The 17,592-nt window shown below is 64.9% G+C and carries 11 protein-coding genes; 5 read left to right on the top strand and 6 right to left on the bottom strand.

Annotated elements, in window-relative coordinates:
- Window positions 1–100: 100 nt before the first annotated feature.
- The 3 genes from L2Y96_RS02375 to L2Y96_RS02365 all read right to left on the bottom strand — a co-directional run bounded on the left by L2Y96_RS02375 (window position 101) and on the right by L2Y96_RS02365 (window position 4,605).
- Window positions 101–2,080 carry a PA domain-containing protein gene (locus L2Y96_RS02375; RefSeq protein ID WP_247331650.1) on the bottom strand — a complete coding sequence of 660 codons (1,980 nt, stop codon included), beginning with the start codon at window positions 2,078–2,080 and terminating at the stop codon, window positions 101–103.
- Window positions 2,077–2,529 carry a post-PEP-CTERM-1 domain-containing protein gene (locus L2Y96_RS02370; RefSeq protein ID WP_247331648.1) on the bottom strand — a complete coding sequence of 151 codons (453 nt, stop codon included), beginning with the start codon at window positions 2,527–2,529 and terminating at the stop codon, window positions 2,077–2,079. The genes L2Y96_RS02375 and L2Y96_RS02370 overlap by 4 nt, the downstream gene beginning before the upstream one ends.
- Window positions 2,530–2,676: 147 nt before the next feature.
- Entirely contained in the window at window positions 2,677–4,605 is a 1,929-nt protein-coding gene (locus L2Y96_RS02365; protein WP_247331646.1) for a S8 family peptidase, read from the bottom strand.
- Between the two features lie 364 nt (window positions 4,606–4,969).
- Between L2Y96_RS02365 and L2Y96_RS02360 the strand changes: the two genes are divergently transcribed.
- A complete protein-coding gene (locus L2Y96_RS02360) occupies window positions 4,970–5,758 on the top strand; it encodes a TatD family hydrolase (RefSeq protein ID WP_247331645.1) in 789 nt (262 codons plus the stop codon).
- Window positions 5,759–5,768: 10 nt separating this feature from the next.
- Here L2Y96_RS02360 and L2Y96_RS02355 read toward each other — a convergent pair whose 3' ends face one another.
- Window positions 5,769–7,427, bottom strand: coding sequence for a Na+/H+ antiporter (locus L2Y96_RS02355; protein ID WP_247331643.1), 1,659 nt, complete (start codon window positions 7,425–7,427; stop codon window positions 5,769–5,771).
- A gap of 466 nt (window positions 7,428–7,893) precedes the next feature.
- On the opposite strand from L2Y96_RS02355, the gene L2Y96_RS02350 reads away from it, so the two are divergent.
- Both L2Y96_RS02350 and L2Y96_RS02345 read left to right on the top strand, forming a co-directional pair.
- Complete coding sequence (locus L2Y96_RS02350; RefSeq protein ID WP_247331641.1) at window positions 7,894–10,950, top strand: TonB-dependent receptor; 3,057 nt, start codon at window positions 7,894–7,896, stop codon at window positions 10,948–10,950.
- 431 nt (window positions 10,951–11,381) lie between these two features.
- Window positions 11,382–14,501 (top strand): TonB-dependent receptor, encoded by a 3,120-nt coding sequence (locus L2Y96_RS02345; protein WP_247331639.1) that lies wholly within the window; start codon window positions 11,382–11,384, stop codon window positions 14,499–14,501.
- 678 nt (window positions 14,502–15,179) lie between these two features.
- On the opposite strand, the gene L2Y96_RS02340 is transcribed toward L2Y96_RS02345, so the two are convergent.
- Both L2Y96_RS02340 and L2Y96_RS02335 read right to left on the bottom strand, forming a co-directional pair.
- Window positions 15,180–16,058 (bottom strand): EamA family transporter, encoded by an 879-nt coding sequence (locus L2Y96_RS02340; protein WP_247331637.1) that lies wholly within the window; start codon window positions 16,056–16,058, stop codon window positions 15,180–15,182.
- Between the two features lie 123 nt (window positions 16,059–16,181).
- Complete coding sequence (locus L2Y96_RS02335) at window positions 16,182–16,526, bottom strand: DUF6249 domain-containing protein (RefSeq protein WP_247331635.1); 345 nt, start codon at window positions 16,524–16,526, stop codon at window positions 16,182–16,184.
- A 120-nt stretch (window positions 16,527–16,646) separates the two neighbouring features.
- Between L2Y96_RS02335 and L2Y96_RS02330 the strand changes: the two genes are divergently transcribed.
- Window positions 16,647–17,216 carry an RNA polymerase sigma factor gene (locus L2Y96_RS02330; protein ID WP_247331634.1) on the top strand — a complete coding sequence of 190 codons (570 nt, stop codon included), beginning with the start codon at window positions 16,647–16,649 and terminating at the stop codon, window positions 17,214–17,216.
- Window positions 17,213–17,590, top strand: a complete 378-nt coding sequence (locus L2Y96_RS02325; protein ID WP_247331632.1) for a hypothetical protein — start codon at window positions 17,213–17,215, stop codon at window positions 17,588–17,590. The genes L2Y96_RS02330 and L2Y96_RS02325 overlap by 4 nt, the downstream gene beginning before the upstream one ends.
- Window positions 17,591–17,592 lie beyond the last annotated feature (2 nt).

Below are 17,592 nucleotides of genomic sequence, written 5' to 3'. Positions count from 1 at the left end.
CCGCCGATGTCGGCCGACGACGGGGCGCGCTGCGCGCGGCCTCCAGTGCCTGCCGTTTCTATGGAACCCGGGCCGCACGTGGCGGCCCGGGGTAGCGCGCTTACTTCGTGTAAACCGCCTGGACCGTGACGCCGCTATAGGCCTTCACGCCGGTGACCTGGAGGTACCAGGTGCCCTGGGCAGGCGTGGCCTTGGTGTAGACCTCGGCGTTGCCGGCGCGGTTAGCCACGGCGGTAAACGCCGTCGCACCCGGTGCCTGCACCGCGATCGAGACATCACCGGAGCCACCTGCCGTACGGAAGGTCAGCGCCTTCGCGCCGGCCGGCACATCGAGCGAGTACACCTTGGTGCTACCCGCCGCGCCCGACTGGTTGCCGAGACCCACGTTGTTACCGAGGCCAACGGCATCCGGGATGGCGACATGCCACGCGGTGTACTGCTTCTGCGTCTCCGCATCGCTCAGGCACGCATTGAGGCTGGAAGCCTGCGCCGCGGTGATCAGGCCGGAGCCCGCCAGGGTCGAGGCGTAGCCGCGCACGCCGGTGCGGTACACCGCGAGCGTGGCGGCATCACCGGCGATCGTCTTCGCGTTGGAGATCACGTTCGCACCGACGATCACGCCGCCCGGGACGAGGGTCGGAATGCCGGTGTTGCAGGTGAGCAGCAACTGGCCCGTGGTGTTCAGGCCCCAGCCTTCGTCCTTGAACAAGGCCGGCGTCAGGTCCACGTCGATCTGGCCCATCAGGTCCTGGTTGATCGCGTATTCCATGATCGCGTTCGGCGTCAGGCGCGTGTCGTAATGCGAGAACGACGAGCCCTGGGCGAGCACGGTCGGTGCATAGAGCTGGACGTTGCCCTGCGCATCGGCGCCAGCGAGGCCGGTGCCCTTGCCGACGGCACCGGTCAGGCCCGTGAGGTTGGCCTTGAGCTTGTTGCCGTCCACCTGGCTCACCGCGATCGTCGGGATATTGATCGTGGTGGTCGGGGTGCCACCCGGGGTGATCGCACCCGCCTGGTTGTTGGCGACGAGCACGGCCTTCGCACCGGCAGCCTGCGCGAACGCCACCTTGTCGGTGAAGTTGCAGGTGCCGCGATCGATCAGGGCAATCTTGCCGCTGATAGCCGCGCCGTTGGTGATGGCCGTGCATGCATCGGCCGGAGCGGCCTGCACCACGCTGCCACTGAAATTCGCGGCGGTCGCGGTCGGGCCGAACGCGCCCTGGGCGTACTGGTAATCTCCGGCCGCTGCAGCTGGTGCCGACACGCGGAACACATCGGGCAGGCCGAGGGCGAGCGGTGCTTCGGCCTTCACCGTCGGGCCGGTGAAGACGAGGTTGCCGTCATCCAGTGCGGCGGTGACGCGCTGCGCGTTGGTCAGGTCATACCACTTCTTCTTCTGCGTATCGTTGTAGACGAAGGTGGAATAGATGTCCGGACGCGCGACGCCATCGTCACCGACGTACGGCGAACCGCTGGTGAGGCTGTTGAAGCCGGAGAAGCCGAGGCCGTGTGCCATTTCGTGCAGCACGACGTTGAGGAAGTTGATCGATCCCGCCGGCGTGTTGCCATCCAGGCCGAAGTACCACTTGGATCCCTCAAGGCAACCGGTGGAACCCAGTGCGCCGTTGAACTGGCTCTGGATATCAGCCTCACCGGGTGCACCATCCTCACCGCTCAATGCATCGAACAGCGCCGAGTGGTACCAGGTGTTACGCACGGCGCGCGGCGGCAGCGTGCTGGTGTCGTCGAAATAGAAAATGTAGGTGGTGCCGGAGGAGCCAAGCACGCCCGACGTCGCATCGCACGAGAGCTTCTCGAAGGTCGCGTTGTTGACGATGGTGACGTCGCTCTGCAGGACGGCGCCCCACACGTCGGCGGCGAACTGATAGACGTTGAGCGCCTGCTTGCCGACGGTCGTGCCCGGGTTACCACCCACTGGCGTGGCCGGGGTCGGATCGTCGAGGCCCTTGCCGGTGCCGACGTCCTGGTTGACGATCTTGATCTCCGCGGCGCTGGCGCCCATGGCGCAGAACAGCCCGGCGGCGGCGATAGCGGTGAAGAGAAGGCTGCGACGGATCATTTCACCACCTCCGGCGCCTTCGGCGCGGCCTGCACGCCATGGTCGTCGTGGTGGATGCTGACGCTGCCATCCGGCTGGCGTTCGGCGACCACGCTGCTCATCAGTTCCTGCGGCACGCGCACGGCCTTGGCGCGGACGCCATTGCTGAGCGACACGCTACGGAAGGTGGACTTCGCCTCGGCCGCGGTGCGCGGCTGGCCGGCAGCGAGCTTCGATGCCGACACGCTCTGCTGCTGAACGCCAAACGCCTTCGACAAGGCGGCGCGTTCTTCAGCGGTGGGTTCGCGAAGCCGGCCGGTGGCCGGATCGATAGCGACCTGCACGCCTTGTACGACGACGGTCTGCGGTGCGGCGGTCTTCGGTGCGTCGGCGGCCTGCGCCGCTGTCGCGAGGGTGAAGACGCCCGTCAGCACCAGGCCGACGGCCTGTGCCAGTGTTCGTGAATACATTGCCCTTACCTCCCTTTTGCGGCGGCGAGGACCCCTCCTCGCACGCCACGCCAGCGAAGACCCCTTCGCTGGCGCACTGCGAGAAGCCCGCCCCCCGGCCAGGGCTCCCCACGCCCGCCGGCACGTGGCCGGCGGGCGGTATTCCCCTTACGGCGCGGTAAAGCGCACGAGGACGTTGACGTTGGCGTACGAAGCCGGGCTGGTCACCGTGAGGTACCAGGTGCCTGCAGCCGGACGCGCGACCGTGACGGTCTCGTTGTTCGTGGCCTTCTTCGCCGACACCGTCTCGGTGCCCGCGCTGCCGTTCTTCACGGCAATCGAGACATCACCGCTGCCGCCCGAGGTGGTGAACACCAGCGTGCGTGCGCCAGCCGGCACGTCGATCGAATACACCTTGGCCGAACCATCGCCCGACGCCTTCACGCTCGTGCCATTGGTGAGCGCGGTGACATCCGGCTCGCCCGGGCCCGTATCGTTACCGAGCGCCTTGTTCACCGCGGCGTAGGCATCGACGATGCCGGCACCGATCGGCTTGCTGGCTTCCGTGGACGAGAAGCTATGCGCCGTGGAAGTGAGCAGCGCCTTGATCTGTGCGGGCGTCGGCGTGGGCAGGCTCGCGCCCTTCGTTGCCGCGAGCATCAGCGCCACGGTACCCGCGACATGCGGCGTAGCCTGCGACGTACCCGCCATGCCGCCGTAATCGGCGGTGGTCGGCTCGTGCGTGCCGTCGTTGATCGCCGACCACGAGAAGCCCGCGGAAACCGGCGTGCCGGACGAGGCATCGTTCGGATACACACCACCACCCGGCGCGGAGATCGTCACGCCCGTGCCGTAGTTCGAGTAGAACGCGCGCTTGCCGGTGATGCCGTTCGAGGCCACGGCGATGACGCCCGGGCAGCTCGAAGGCGAGTAGTTCGCCGTGTCGTCATCTTCGTTGCCGGCTGCCACCACGACGGTGGTGCCGCGCGAGATCGCGGCGGTGATCGCATCCGCGGTCACGTCGTCGTCGCTGCACTTGCCCTCGCCACCGAGGCTCATGTTGATGACCTGGGCAGGATGGGTGTTATCGGGCACGCCATCGACATGGCCACCCGACGCCCAGACGATGCCATCGGCGATGTCGGAGCTATAGCCGCCGCAATGGCCGAGCACACGGACCGGAAGGACCTTCGCCTTGTAGGCGATACCGGCCATGCCGGTGGTGTTGTTGGTCAGCTCGGCGATGTTGCCGGACACGTGGGTACCGTGCCAGCTGGAGTCTTCGGCCGGATTGTTCGCGTCGACGCAGCCGCCATTCGTGGCGAGGTACTTGTCGTCGGTGGTCCAGTCGCCGAGATCCCAGCCGCCGGAAACACGACCGTCCGTAGCACGGCCGGAAACATAGGCGTCGGAGATGAAGTCGTAGCCGGCGTCGGCGAGCGACAGGTCGATGTCTGGGTGATTGGTGATGCCGGTATCGAGGACGGCAACGGTCACGCCCGTGCCGTCGGAGAGGTTCCACGCGTTCGCGACGTTGCTACCACCCTTGTTGGCGTAGCTGTTCGCATCGGAGCCGATCTTCTCAGCGGTGCCATCCGGCGCGCGGAAATGCCACTGGTAGCGCGCGTAGTACTGGTCGTTGACCACCACCGGACTCACGGCCGCCGCGGCCGGGATATCGCGCACCTTCTGCATCATCACGTCGGCCTGGACGTGGGCAACGCTGGGGTCGGTGGCGATCTGGCGGATCAGGGCCTGGGCCTCGGTCGCGGAAAGCTTGCGTGAGACACGAACCAGGTCGGCACCCGTGCCGAGCTTGCGGGCGTAGCTGGCCACCGGTGCGGCCGCGGCCTTGCCCGCGCGGAGCGAGGCGGTGGTACCGGCCGCCCGCGAGAGCGCCGCGCTCACGGCCTGGGTGGCGGCGGCATGGTCACTGCGCTGGGTGGTGCCATCACGATACGTGACGATAAAACGGTCGTAACCGCTCGACGCACGCAGTGTGCTGACGTTGTAGGTGGCGTGGGGCGCGGCCCCAGCGGCGAAGACGGCCGGCGCGGTCGCCAGCACGAACGAGGCGACCAGCGACCTCGCAAACATACGATTTCCCATCTGCACTACCCCTTTGCCCGTGGTACTGCCTGGGCGGCCGATTGCGGGCCGCCTTCCATGTTTTCGATGCCCATAGCGGGCATCCCCTGCGAAACTGACATTTGAGATCCTTCTCAAAACCCTCCTGACGACGACTTCTTGGCATGTTTTTGCCAGCCGTCGCAGGAACCTAGCAGCAGGAAAATACGACCGTCAATATTCTGACGCATGAAATCGCTTCGTCCGAACGGCCTACCGGCCGAAGCTTGCCGAGGCGGGTTTGGACGTCCCTATATGTTCTAATTCATGGCCTTGCGTGGCGATATCGCACCGCGCGCGCACTCCCCAATCTTTTCATATTGCGAAGCAAATCATGGACTTGATCGATATCGGCGCGAACCTCACCCACGAGTCGTTCCGCGCCGACCTGCATGACGTCCTGGACCGGGCCACGGCCCACGGCGTCGGGCGGATGATCGTTACCGGAGCATCCCGGGAGGGCAGCGAGCACGCGCTGGAGCTGGCCCGGGCCAGCGGAGGGCGCCTGTTCGCCACTGCCGGCGTGCACCCCCATCACGCGATCGACTACGACGATGCGACCGACGCCCTGCTCCGGCGGCTGGCGGCCGAGCCGGAAGTTCGTGCGATCGGCGAGACCGGACTGGACTACAACCGCAATTATTCGCCCCGCGACGTTCAGCGCGAGGTTTTCGAACGGCAGCTCACCATCGCCGCCGAATTTGGCATGCCGCTGTTCCTGCACCAGCGCGACGCGCACCACGATTTCCTGGCGCTACTCAAGCGCTACCGCGATCGCGTGCCCGCAGCGGTCGTGCACTGCTTCACCGACACCGGTGAAGCGCTGCGCGACTACCTCGACCTGGATTGCCACATCGGCATCACGGGCTGGATCTGCGACGAACGCCGCGGCGCCCACCTGCGTGAACTGGTGAAGCAGATTCCGGCGGATCGCCTCATGCTCGAGACCGATGCGCCGTATCTGTTGCCACGGACGCTGCGGCCGATGCCGAAGGATCGCCGCAACGAGCCGATGTACCTGGCGCATATCCGCGATGAAGTGGCAAAGGATCGCGGCGAGTTACCCGCGGCCGTCACCGAGGCCTCGACGCTTACCGCCGAGGCGTTCTTCCGGCTCCCCTGAACAGAGGCGCTTAGCCGGCGTGCAAGCCGGTAAGCGCCGCTTCGGCCAAGTCGACTTCACGCACCAGCGTGACCAGCGTCTCGTCGTTGATGGTGTGATTGCGGCGCAGCTCGTAGAGCTGCTTACGCTCCGCGCGCAACGCGGCGAGGCGCATCACCCGTTCGGTACCGGCCTCTGCCCGCGCCTTGCCAGGCACATCACCTTCTTCGCCAGCGGCTTCCAGGCGCTGCTGGTAGTCGGCCGACACACGTGAAGCCACGCGAGAAGCAAGCGCGATCGCATCCGGGTCGCCCCCGTCATCCACCTTTTTCTGCTCATCGGCAATGCCGCGTAGCGCAGCCTCCGCGGCGAGCGCCCGCGCGGTGCGCTCCTCACGCACGCGTGGGTCTTCGCCGGGAAGTTTCAGGCCTTTCACCGTCAGCGGCAAACCGATCGCGGCAAAGATGAGCGTGCAGAGGATGACGCCGCTCGCGAGGAAGATCATGAGATCGCGAACCGGGAACGGCACGCCAGGCGCTTTCAGGAACGGTAGCGACAGTACGCCGGCCATCGTGATCGCTCCGCGGACACCGGCCAGCGCGGTCGTCCACACCAGCCGCGTACCGACTTTGGGCCGCTTCTCACCACGATGCAGGGCTCGCATGAGCACGAAGCGAAGCGACACCCACACCCAGATGAAACGCAGGACGACCAACGCCAGCGTAATCGCGACGATGTAACCACCGAGGTACCAGAGTTCACCGCCACCGGCCTGCTGCAGGTCCGTTTTCGCGCCGCCCACGATGTTCGGCAGCTGCATGCCGAGCAACAGGAAGATCATCCCGTTGAAGCTGAACTCCACCATCGACCACACCGCGCTGTTCTGCATGCGCATGGCAACGTAGCCACCTTTCAGCACATCGGTGTAGTTCATCATCATGCCGGCCGCCACGGCTGCGAGGATGCCCGACACATCAAAGTGTTCGGCCAGGAGATACGCGGCGAACGGCAGCAAGAGCAGCAGCGCCACCTGGCTGGCGGAATCCACCTCGCCACTCCAGCGCACGAGGCGGCGACGGAACAGGCCGAACGTCACCGACACCAGGGCACCCGCGGCCAACCCACCCAACGCGGTGATGCCGAAGTCGCGCGCGGCGTGCAGTGCCGAGAACCGCCCGGTCACCTCCGCCGCCACGGCGAACTGCAGTGCCACCAGACCCGATGCGTCGTTGAGCAATGCTTCGCCGGAAAGAATGTGCATGAGCCGTGGCGGCATTTGTTGCCCGCCAGTCACCGACGATGTCGCGACGGCATCCGTCGGCGACAACACGGCCGCGAGTGCAAACGCGACGGCCAGCGGCACGGTCGGAATCATCCAGTGCACGAAGTAACCCACGCCGACGATGGTGAAGATCACCAGGCCGATGGCAAGCGCGAGGATCGGTCCGCGAAGCAGGAAGAGTTCGCGCTTTGGGATTCGCCAGCCATCCGCGAACAGCAACGGCGGAATGAACAACAGGAAGAAGAGCTCTGGGTCGAACTCCACATGCACGCCGAAGGGCCGCGCCAGGATCGCGCCTAGCGCGATCTGTACGAGCGGCAATGGCAGGCGAAAGGGAAGGATGCGAACGACGGCACCGGAGAGTGCGACGACCAGCAGGAGGACGAGGATAGTGATGACGAGTTCCATCCCGGAAACGTACCCAGACAGGGCCGGAATGGGCAAGCGCAATATCACGAAATTCGCAGGTATTTTCGCCTTTGTTTCGCAAGTAACTGCTTAGGATTTATTCCTATTGTTTACATGTATTTCACGGGTTTACGTTGTTTTCACGCGCTGGAATCCGGCGCTGCCGAACACCGCCTCCAGGGGATATACGAAGGCGGTCCGGCTTTCACGGCAGAACCTTCTTGTCGTCTATTTTTGGGGAATCCGACATGCCAGCTTCGCTCCGGTTTGTACTCCCTTCCAAAGGCACGGGTAACCGCTTGCCTTGACCGCGTGATGCCGTCCGCCCGCCAGAAGGCAGGCGGCACCGCGTAGCCGTGCTTTTCGATCGAACCCGCCGCCCCCGCGGCGACCATCCGCGTGCCGCGTGGATGCGGGTTCGCTCGTTCCGCCATCCGTCATCCGTGTCTTTCAGGAGGGTAGGTTCATGCAGTCCGTCTCGCGTATCGCGGTGCCACCGCGCCGCAAACTCACACTTGCCGTGGCGTTCACCGTCGCGGCCGCCGCCAGCGGCGGGGCTTTCGCCCAGAGCAACGCCACCGGTGCCATCTACGGTTCGGCAACGCCTGGCGACGTCATCCACATCGAAAACAGTGCCACAGGCCTCAAGCGCGACATCACCGTCGACAGCAGCGGCCGCTACCGCGCCAACTCGCTGCCCATCGGCTCGTACGACGTCACGCTGATGCACAACGGTACGGCCACTGACACGCACAAGAACGTGCAGACGCAGATCAGCCAGGGTACCGATGTCTCGTTCGCCGCGGCCGCCACCGCCAGCAACGCGACGGAACTGGGCAGCGTGCAGGTCACCGCCAACAGCCTGCCGAGCATCGACGTAAGCTCGGTCGACTCGCGCACCGTGCTGAATTCCGACCAGCTGGCCAAGCTGCCCATCGCCCGTACCTCGATCAGCTCGATCGCCCTGCTCGCTCCGGGTACCACATCGGCTGCGCGCGGCTACGGCAATGCGCTCTCCTTCGGCGGTTCGTCTGCTTCTGAGAACGCCTATTACATCAACGGCTTCCAGGTCACCAACCCGCTGACCGGCGTGAGCTCCCGCCAGCTCCCGTACGACGCGATCGACCAGGAGCAGGTGCTGATCGGTGGCTACGGTGCGGAATACGGCCGCTCCACCGGCGGCGTGATCAACGTCGTCTCCAAGCGCGGTTCGAACGAGTGGAAGGGCGATGTGCAGGTGCTGTTCTCGCCTTCGTCGCTGGCCCAGGAGCCGCGCAACATCTACTACCGCGATGGAACCAAGTACCAGCGTGGCAACCCGTATACCTGGCGTGACCAGGAAAACCTGCAGTACTCAGCGTCGATTGGCGGCGCGCTGATCAAGGACAAGTTGTTCATCTTTGCTGCGGCCGACTGGATCAAGCAGACCGGCAATTACACCGCGCCCAGCGGTGCGAACGACGATGAACACGATACCGGTAAGACCAAGCGCTGGTTGACCAAGCTCGACTGGAATATCACGGATAACAACATCCTCGAGCTCACCGGCATTGGCGACACGGAGACCACGGACGCTTCGATCTTCGGCTACAACTACAACACCGGGCAGGGTGACTACCTTGGCCACCAGTACACCAAGAACTACAACAACACCCAGACCAACGCGACGCCCGGCGGCGACACCTATATCGCCCACTACACCGGCTACATCACCGACGACCTGACCATCAATGCGATGTACGGCCGGGCCAACTCGAAGCACTCGCAGGTGGTGGATACGGCTGGCGGCCTGACCTGTACCTCGATCCTCGACCAGCGCGCCGCGTTCGCATCCGATCCGCAGAGTGGCTGTCTCGTGGGTGCCTCCACCCAGTTGACGCCTGGCTCGAAGGACAGCACCAAGGGCTGGAGTGCGAACATCGAATACCGCCTGGGTGACCACGACCTCCGCGGCGGCGTCGATAACTATGTGCTGCGCGCCACCTGGGGTGCGGTACCGGTCGGCGGCACGGGCTACATCTACAATGATGTGGGTGATGGCTCGTCGATCCAGCAGCGCCTGACCAACCTCGGCCTGGATCCGGGCCTCTACAACCCCGCGAACTTCGCCAACGGCTACTACGTCGAATCGACCGCGCTCTCGACCGGTACCTCGGCACGCACGAACCAGCGCTCGCAGTTCGTGGAAGATAACTGGCAGGTCACCGATCGCTGGCACGCCTATATCGGCCTGCGTAACGAGCAGTTCTCCAACTACAACGGCGTCGGTGAAGCCTATGCCCGTTCGCGCCACCAGCTCGACCCCCGCCTGGGTGTGTCGTGGGACGTGTACGGCGACAGCTCGCTGAAGATCTACGCCAACGCCGGCCGTTACCACCTCGGCCTGCCCACCTCGGTGGCGGTGCGCGGTGCCGGCCCGTCGACCTACCCGTCGCAGTACTTCGGCTTCACCGGTATCGATCCGGTGACGGGCGCCCCGACCGGCCTGGTCACCGGCCCGTTCTCGCAGACCTATTACCTCAATGGTGCCAACGGCACGCCACCGGACGCGAAGACGGTCTCGGCGCAGAACCTGCACTCCTACTACCAGGATGAGTACATCCTCGGCTTCGATAAGCAGCTCGAGAACAACTGGGTGGTTGGCGCGAAGGGCATGTACCGTCGCCTGCGTAGCCTTATCGATGACATGTGCGACTCTTCAGCCCTGCAGACCTGGGGTGACGAGAATGGCCTGAGCGACGAGGTCAAGGCCGGTATCAACCGAAGCACGGGTTGCTGGCTGTTCAACCCGGGCCGTGCCAACACCTTCACGCTCTCGCCGGCCGCTGGCCAGTACCTGAGCGTGCCGGTGAGCGCCGCCGACCTTGGGTTCCCCAAGCCGAAGCGCTCGTACTACATGCTCGACCTGTACGCCGAGCACCAGTTCAGCGACCACTGGTACGGCAAGATCGACTACACCTACTCGCGTAGCTACGGTAACTCGGAAGGCCAGCTGGATTCCGATATCGTCCAGGCCGACGTCTCCACCACCGAGAGCTGGGACTTCCCGGCGATCATGGAGAACACCAACGGCGACCTGCCGAACGACCGCAAGCACCAGCTCCGCGTCTATGGCACCTGGGCACCGAACGACGAATGGCAGCTGTCGACCGTCACGCGCATCACCTCCGGCGCACCGGTCAGCTGCATCGGCACCCGCCCGGCTTCGGTCGGCGGCGACCCGTACGGTTATGGCAATGCGTACTTCTGGTGCAACGGCGAACCGGCCCCGCGTGGCTCCTACGGCCGCACCCCGTACACCTATACGGTGGACGTCAGCGGCGCGTGGAAGCCGGCCTTTGCCGACCACAAGCTGACCTTCTCGGTCGATGTGTTCAACCTGCTCGGCAAGCAGCAGGTCACGCAGTACTACGAAGTGGGCGAGCTGCCGAGCGGCGATCCCAACCCGCAGTACAAGCGTGCCCGTTCGTTCCAGGACCCGCGTTACGTCCGCCTCGGCGCGCGTTACGACTTCACCCTCTGATGCACCAGGCATAACAACAACAGCAGTATTTCCCCGGATCTTGGCCGTTCCCCTGGAGGGGAACGGCCATTTTTTTGCCTGTTTTGCGCGCAACAACGCCCCGCTAAAACCCGCATTTCATGAAACCTTTTTAATGAAGTGCTTAACGAATGCCGCAAGAGCGTGCGTGATGAAAGGTTAGGCCCGCATCGCAGGCCGACTCCGCTTCGCAAGGCCAGGCTACGGCCTATACGTTTTGCCATGATGCAAGACATCCAATTCCCTGCGTTCATGAATCGCGCATTGAGTGCGATTCGCCGCCGCGCGTAGTTTTTGCTCGCTTGTTGCCGTTTTGTTAACGCAGCTTGCGGGGCAACCACATCAGCCGGCCGTAGACCCCGCCAAGGTAGGCGGCCGGTTTGCATCATTTGGCCAATGGCCGGGGAGAATGAATGAATACGCGTTACCACCACAGGCAACCAGGCCGTCGCACGCTTGCGCTCGCCGTCGCCGTAGGGCTCGGCTTCGTGACAAGCGCCGCCATGGCGCAAAGCACGGCCGGCAGCATCTTCGGCACCGGCCAGCCCGGCACGACCGTCACGGCCACCAATACCGGTAGCGGGGTGAGCCGCTCGGCCACGATCGGCAACGACGGACGCTTCAATATCGTCTCGCTGCTCCCGGGCAGCTATAAGGTCACCACCAGCGGGGGCAGCGGCGCCACCACCTCACGCGATGTGCAGGTCGTCGCCGGCCAGGGCTTCAACGTGAACCTAGCCGCGGCCGCCACCACCGCCAGCAACGCGGAAGACCTGTCTGCCGTATCCGTGACGGCAAACTCCCTGCCACCCATCGATGTCGCTTCCACCCAGACCAGCACGGTGATGACCGCCGCGCAGATCAAGCAGCTCCCCCTCGCGCGTAACCAGACCGCGGTCGCGCTGCTCGCGCCGGGCGCCACCAAGGGCGATAGCGCCTTCGGCAACCTGGCTTCGTTCAGTGGCGCATCGGTCGCCGAGAACAGCTACTACGTCAACGGCTTCAACGTCACCAACTTCTTCCAGAGCCTGACCTATTCGCAGGTTCCGTTTGAGGCGATCGATTCGGAAGACGTGCAGGACGGCGGCTACGGCGCGCAGTACGGCAACTCGACCGGTGGCGTGATCTCGGTCAACACCAAGCGCGGCACCAACACCTGGCAGGGTGGCATCGATTTCACCTGGAACCCGTACCAGCTGCAGGCGAACCAGCCAAACGTGTACCTGCAGAACGGTGCCCTGCTGCAAAACAACCGCCACAACAGCAACTACCTGATCGGCAACAACGGCTCGGGCAATGCCACCGATTTCGGCCAGCGCTGGAACGCCTGGCTCGGCGGCCCGCTGATCAAGGACAAGCTCTTCATGTTTGCGCTGGTCGGCGGCACGCGCACGGCCGATGAGCACTACGGCGATACGACCGGCGGCGGCAACTTCAACAAGACCACCATCAAGGATCCGCGTTACCTGGTGAAGCTGGACTGGAACATCAACGAGAACAACATCCTCGAGTACACCGGCTTCAGCGATACCAGCACCCAGCAGCAGAGCATCTACGGCTACGGTTACGACGATAACAACCAGCCGTACCGCAGTGACTACCTGGGCCAGGTGTACGACAAGACGGGTGGCATGACCAACATCCTGAAGTACACGAGCTACATCACGGATGATTTCACCCTGACCGCGCAGTACGGCAAGAGCACGAACAAGCGCGTGAGCACCGCGACGGCCGCCGACGGTACGGTGGAATCGTACGATGGCAATATTTTCGACGCCGCCAATTCGCCGGGCTGTCCCGCGATCACCGATTCGCGTACCCCTGTAACCAATGGCGCCGTCGGCTACCCGCACTGCTCGTTCACGCCCACCGGCTCACTGGATACGCCGAACGGCGAAGACAAGCGCGAAGCCGGCCGTATCGATTTCGAATACCACCTGGGCGATCACGAACTGAAGGCCGGCTGGGCCCGCGATCACTTCAAGACCGATACCGGCACCGCATACGAAGGTGGCGCGCTCTACCAGTACAGCTCGATCCCGGAAGACATCCTGGGCCACGCTCCAGGCCTCGATCCCGCCGACAGCGTCGTACGCCAGACCGTGTTCGCCACGGGCGCCAAGGTCGGTATCACGCAGAAGTCCTACTACCTCGAAGACAACTGGCACGTCACGGATAACTTCATGGCACGCATCGGCGTGCGCAACGACGGCTTCGAGAACACCAACAGCCTCGGCCAGACCTATGTGAAGCAGGTGCATAGCTGGCAGCCGCGCCTGGGCTTCTCGTGGGACGTGCACGGCGATTCCTCGCTGAAGATCTATGGCAGCGCAGGCGATTACTCCCTGCCGCTCGACGGCAACGTGGCCCTGCGTGGTGCCTCGGCCTCGCTGTACCAGATCAAGTACTTCAGCTACACGGGCGTCGATCCGATCACGGGTGCACCGCTCGGCCTGGGCGCCTTGCCAGCGGCTTACGCGGCGGCCTTCCCGGCACGCACCGGCACCACCTACGCGAATGGCGAAGCGGGCGTCGTCCCCAACCCCACCGCCGTGGCTACGCAGGATCTGAAGCCGTTCAAGCAGCGTGAGTTCATCCTGGGCGCGCAGCAGCAGGTCGAGGACTGGACGCTGGGCGTGAAGGCGATCTATCGCCGGATCCTCACCGGCATCGACGACTCGTGCGATTTCCGCCCGATCGCCAAGGCGGCGAACGCGCAGTACGGACTGAACCTTGACACCACCAGCCTCACGCCAGCCGATGCCAACGTGCCGGGTTGCTACATCTTCAATCCGGGTAGCGCGGTCACGCTGACCACGCCGGTCGACGCGACAGGCCAGCTCTACAAGATCCACCTCACCGGCGATGACGTGGGCGAGCCGAAGTACAAGCGCGCTTACGAGGCCCTGCAGCTCACGGCCGAACGAAACTTCGACAACACCTGGTACCTCAAGGCGTCGTACGTGTGGTCGCACCTGCGCGGCAACTCGGAAGGTGGCGTGGATTCGAGCAACGGCCAGGCTGATACCGGCACCACCGAACTGTTCGATTACCCGGAGATCATGGCCGGCTCGAACGGCTACCTGCCTAACGACCGCAAGCACACGCTCAAGGTCTACGGTGCATGGCAGATCAACGACGAATGGCTGGTCGGCGCGAACGGCGTCTTCCAGACCGGTCGCCCGGAGAACTGCTACGGCCTGAACCCGATCGACGCCGTGGTGAACGGTGGTTACGGCTCGGGCGCGTACCTGTACTGCGACGGCATGATCGTGAAGCGTGGTTCGGTGGGCCGAACGCCGTCGTACTGGAACATCGACCTGAACACCTCGTACAAGCCGCAGTGGGCGAAGGGCGTCACCTTCTCCGCCAGCGTCTTCAACGTGTTCAACAAGCAGCACACGCTGACCATCAACGAAGTGGGCGAAGACCCGAACGGCGCGCCGCTGACCGATAGCACGTACAAGATCCCGACGAGCTATCAGTCGCCGCGCTACGTGCAGGTCTCTGCCGAGTACGACTTCACCCTGTAAGGACAACGACAAGAAGACAGGGCGCGCGGCCACTCCCAAGCCGCGCCGCCTTGCGAGCCTCCCCAGATCGCCGCCCGCTCACCCGGGCGGCTTTTTTTGTGCATCGGTTCATTCGCTGTCGCGAATGCATGTGTTGAGCGGCTTACGCCGCCTCGTCCTTGAGCGGTTGAGGAAGCTGCGGGTGGGCAGGCCTTGGGGGCCGCCAGTCGCGGACCTTCGGACCGGGCCGTAGCGCCGTTATCGCGATAGCCGAAGCCTTTGGCGGCCCTCCGCTCATGTCGGCCCCCAAGGCCTGCCCACCCGCGCCCCCAGCGTTGAGGTTGATTGCAGGAGAGCTCGCGGCGTGCAGTGGCTCTGCCGACAGGACGCCGCGCTTCGGCGTAAAGGCTTGTGCCCCACGCAACGACACGTGTGGACTCGGGGGCGGTCAGGGCCTTGCGGCCGACATGAGCGGAGGGCCGCGCAACGTCACGCGTTTCGCGAAAAGGATACCTACGGCCCGGTCCGAAGGTCCGCGACTGGCGGCCGCAAGGCCCTGACCGCTCCCGACCCCAAACAAACCCCCAGCCTAAGGCGGCGCCAGCCGCTCAAAACACGCATTCGCGCCAGCGAATGAACCGACTGCCGTGCACCTGCCGTGCCGCCCCGCTTTTGCGCGAAGGATCTTCTTGTGTGCGCTTACATCGCAGCCGCTCGCCTAAAGCGCGGCGCAAGAACAAAGACAGCGATGCCGGCGAGAATCATGAGCACGCCGAGCCAGACGGTGGGCGGGAAGCGCTCGCCGAACGCAAGCCACGACGTGGCCATGCCGGAGACGGGAACCAACAGCGACAGCGGTGCGACCGACGACGCCGGGTACGTCTTCATCAGGTGGTTCCACACGGCGTAGCCGAAGATCGTGGTGATGTACGCCTGGAAAAGCACGGAGCCCGTGGCGGCCCAGGTGAGCGAGGCCGGGACGCTTTCAAACACGGCCGGCCCCTTCGCCAACAGGGTAAGCACGACCAGCGCGGGGACCGCGAACACGCTGGTCCAGACCACGAAGGCCAGCATGTCGGGCGGACGGAAGCGCTTCACCAGCAGGTTGCACAGGCTCCAGTTCAAGGCGGCGAGCAACACCAGCACCGTCCCTACCGTGCTCGCGGTGCCGGGGGCTGCGTGGATCACCGCGATGAGGCCGCCCACGCCCAGCACCATGCCGATCACCTGCGGGGCCTTCACCGGCTCCCGGAACGCCACAGCGCTCAGGATCACCGTGATGAACGCTGTGAACTGCAGCACCAGCGACGACAGCCCCGGCGACATCCCTTGCGACATGGCCAGGTTCACGACACCCCACAGGCCGGCGCCGAACAAGACACCGTAGGTCGCCATCGCCCATAGCGGCACCTCGCGGGGCCTGCGTACGAAGAACACGAGCGGCAAGGCCGTGAACACGAACCGCAGCGTCGTCAGTACGAAGGGATCGAGCGCGCGCAGGCCCACTTCGATCACCGAAAAATTACTACCCCAGATAAGCGTCACGAAGACACCCAACAGGATATGCACAGGCCGCATGGTGTGCCCCTTCGCCACCAGAAAAGGCAGAGCGTACCTCAACCCCCTGTAGGAGCGCGCTTGCGCGCGATGGGTGCTCGAGGCAAGGCCCATCGCGCGCAAGCGCGCTCCTACACGGGAGGGTTACCGAGCGATGGCTTTGTCTTCGCGGCGGGAGATCGCGTAGTAGATGAGGTTGCCGATTCCCGTGCAGGCGGCGAGGACGGCGACGACGCCGGGGTTCACTTCATCCCAGCCGGAGACCTGGATGATGCCGAAGCCGACGGCCAGCAGGACCAGCACGGTGCCCCAGCGCAGGGCCGATTGACGGCGCTGGTTGAGTTCTTCCTCAAACCATTGGCGCTGCAGGTCGCCCGTCACGCCCGACTGGACCATCTTGTGGCGGAAGCGGGCATCGACGATCCACTTGATCACGAGCGCTATCGAGATGAAGAGCGTGATGGGGACGAGGACTTCGACAGCGTTCATGGCGGGGCTCCTGTTGAGCGGGTGGTCTTGGCATCATGGATACGGGCAACCCCGGGGTGGTTGCACTGCAACCGTTCGCCGGGAGGGCGTATCCATGATCCGCATGGACGATATCGCGAGATGACCGAGGACCGTGCCCTGGTAGAGGCCGTACTGGCGGACGCGCCAGGTGCGTTCGCGCGCCTGGTCCGGACGTACCAGGGCCTCTGCTGGCATATCGTGCAGCGCATGGTGCGCCAGCCGGAGGACACCGCCGAGCTTTGCCAGGAGGTGTTCCTGCGGGTGCACCGCACCCTGCACCAGTTCCGCTACGAGAGCCCGCTGCGGGCCTGGATCGGCCGGGTGGCCTACCACATGGCCCTGCGCCACCTGGAACGCAAGCGGATCGACATCGTGGATCTGGGCGAGGATGACGACGGCACAGCCTTCGTCGAGAACGTGGGCGATGGGTTCGACCTGGAGGGGCGCCTGGGCCAGGACCAGGCGGATGCCCTCCTCCATGCCGCCATTGAACTGTTACCCCCGGTACAGCGCACCGTGCTCACGCTTTACCATCTGGATGAACTCTCGATCGCCGAGATCGCCCAGGTGACTGGCATGGCCACGGGTACCATCAAGAGCCATTTGTTCCGGGCCCGCCTGCGCCTGCGCGGCGAACTCGAATCCCGCATGGGAGTGACTGCACCATGAAAGACATCGATTTCGGCAAGCAGCCGGCCGCCGAGCGCGAATGGCAGGCCCAGGAGCGGGGCGAAGGCCCCTACGCCGCCGTTGCCCGGGTCGCCTCCCAGGCGGACGCTCCGGCACTACCGCCCGACTTCGCCGAACGCGTCGCCACGATGGCCCAGGTGCGGCGCAAGGCGTTGCAGCAGCCTGCCCGGCTCGAAGCGTGGCTGATCGGCACCCTGCTGGTCGCGTTGGTCGTAGGGGGCGCGGTGTTCATCGCCCTGGACGTGCGCTCACTCGACGGCCTGCGGCAGCCGTGGCTGATCGGACTGGCCGCGTGCCTGGCCATCAGCCAGGGCGCGGCGTGGCTACTCCGCCCCGCGCATCGGCGGGGCTAGCG

The organism is Luteibacter aegosomaticola (assembly GCF_023078475.1).
In the GTDB taxonomy this organism is placed as follows: Bacteria; Pseudomonadota; Gammaproteobacteria; order Xanthomonadales; family Rhodanobacteraceae; genus Luteibacter; species Luteibacter aegosomaticola.
Note: the sequence above shows the minus strand (reverse complement) of the source record. Positions and strands in the feature narration are given on the sequence as shown.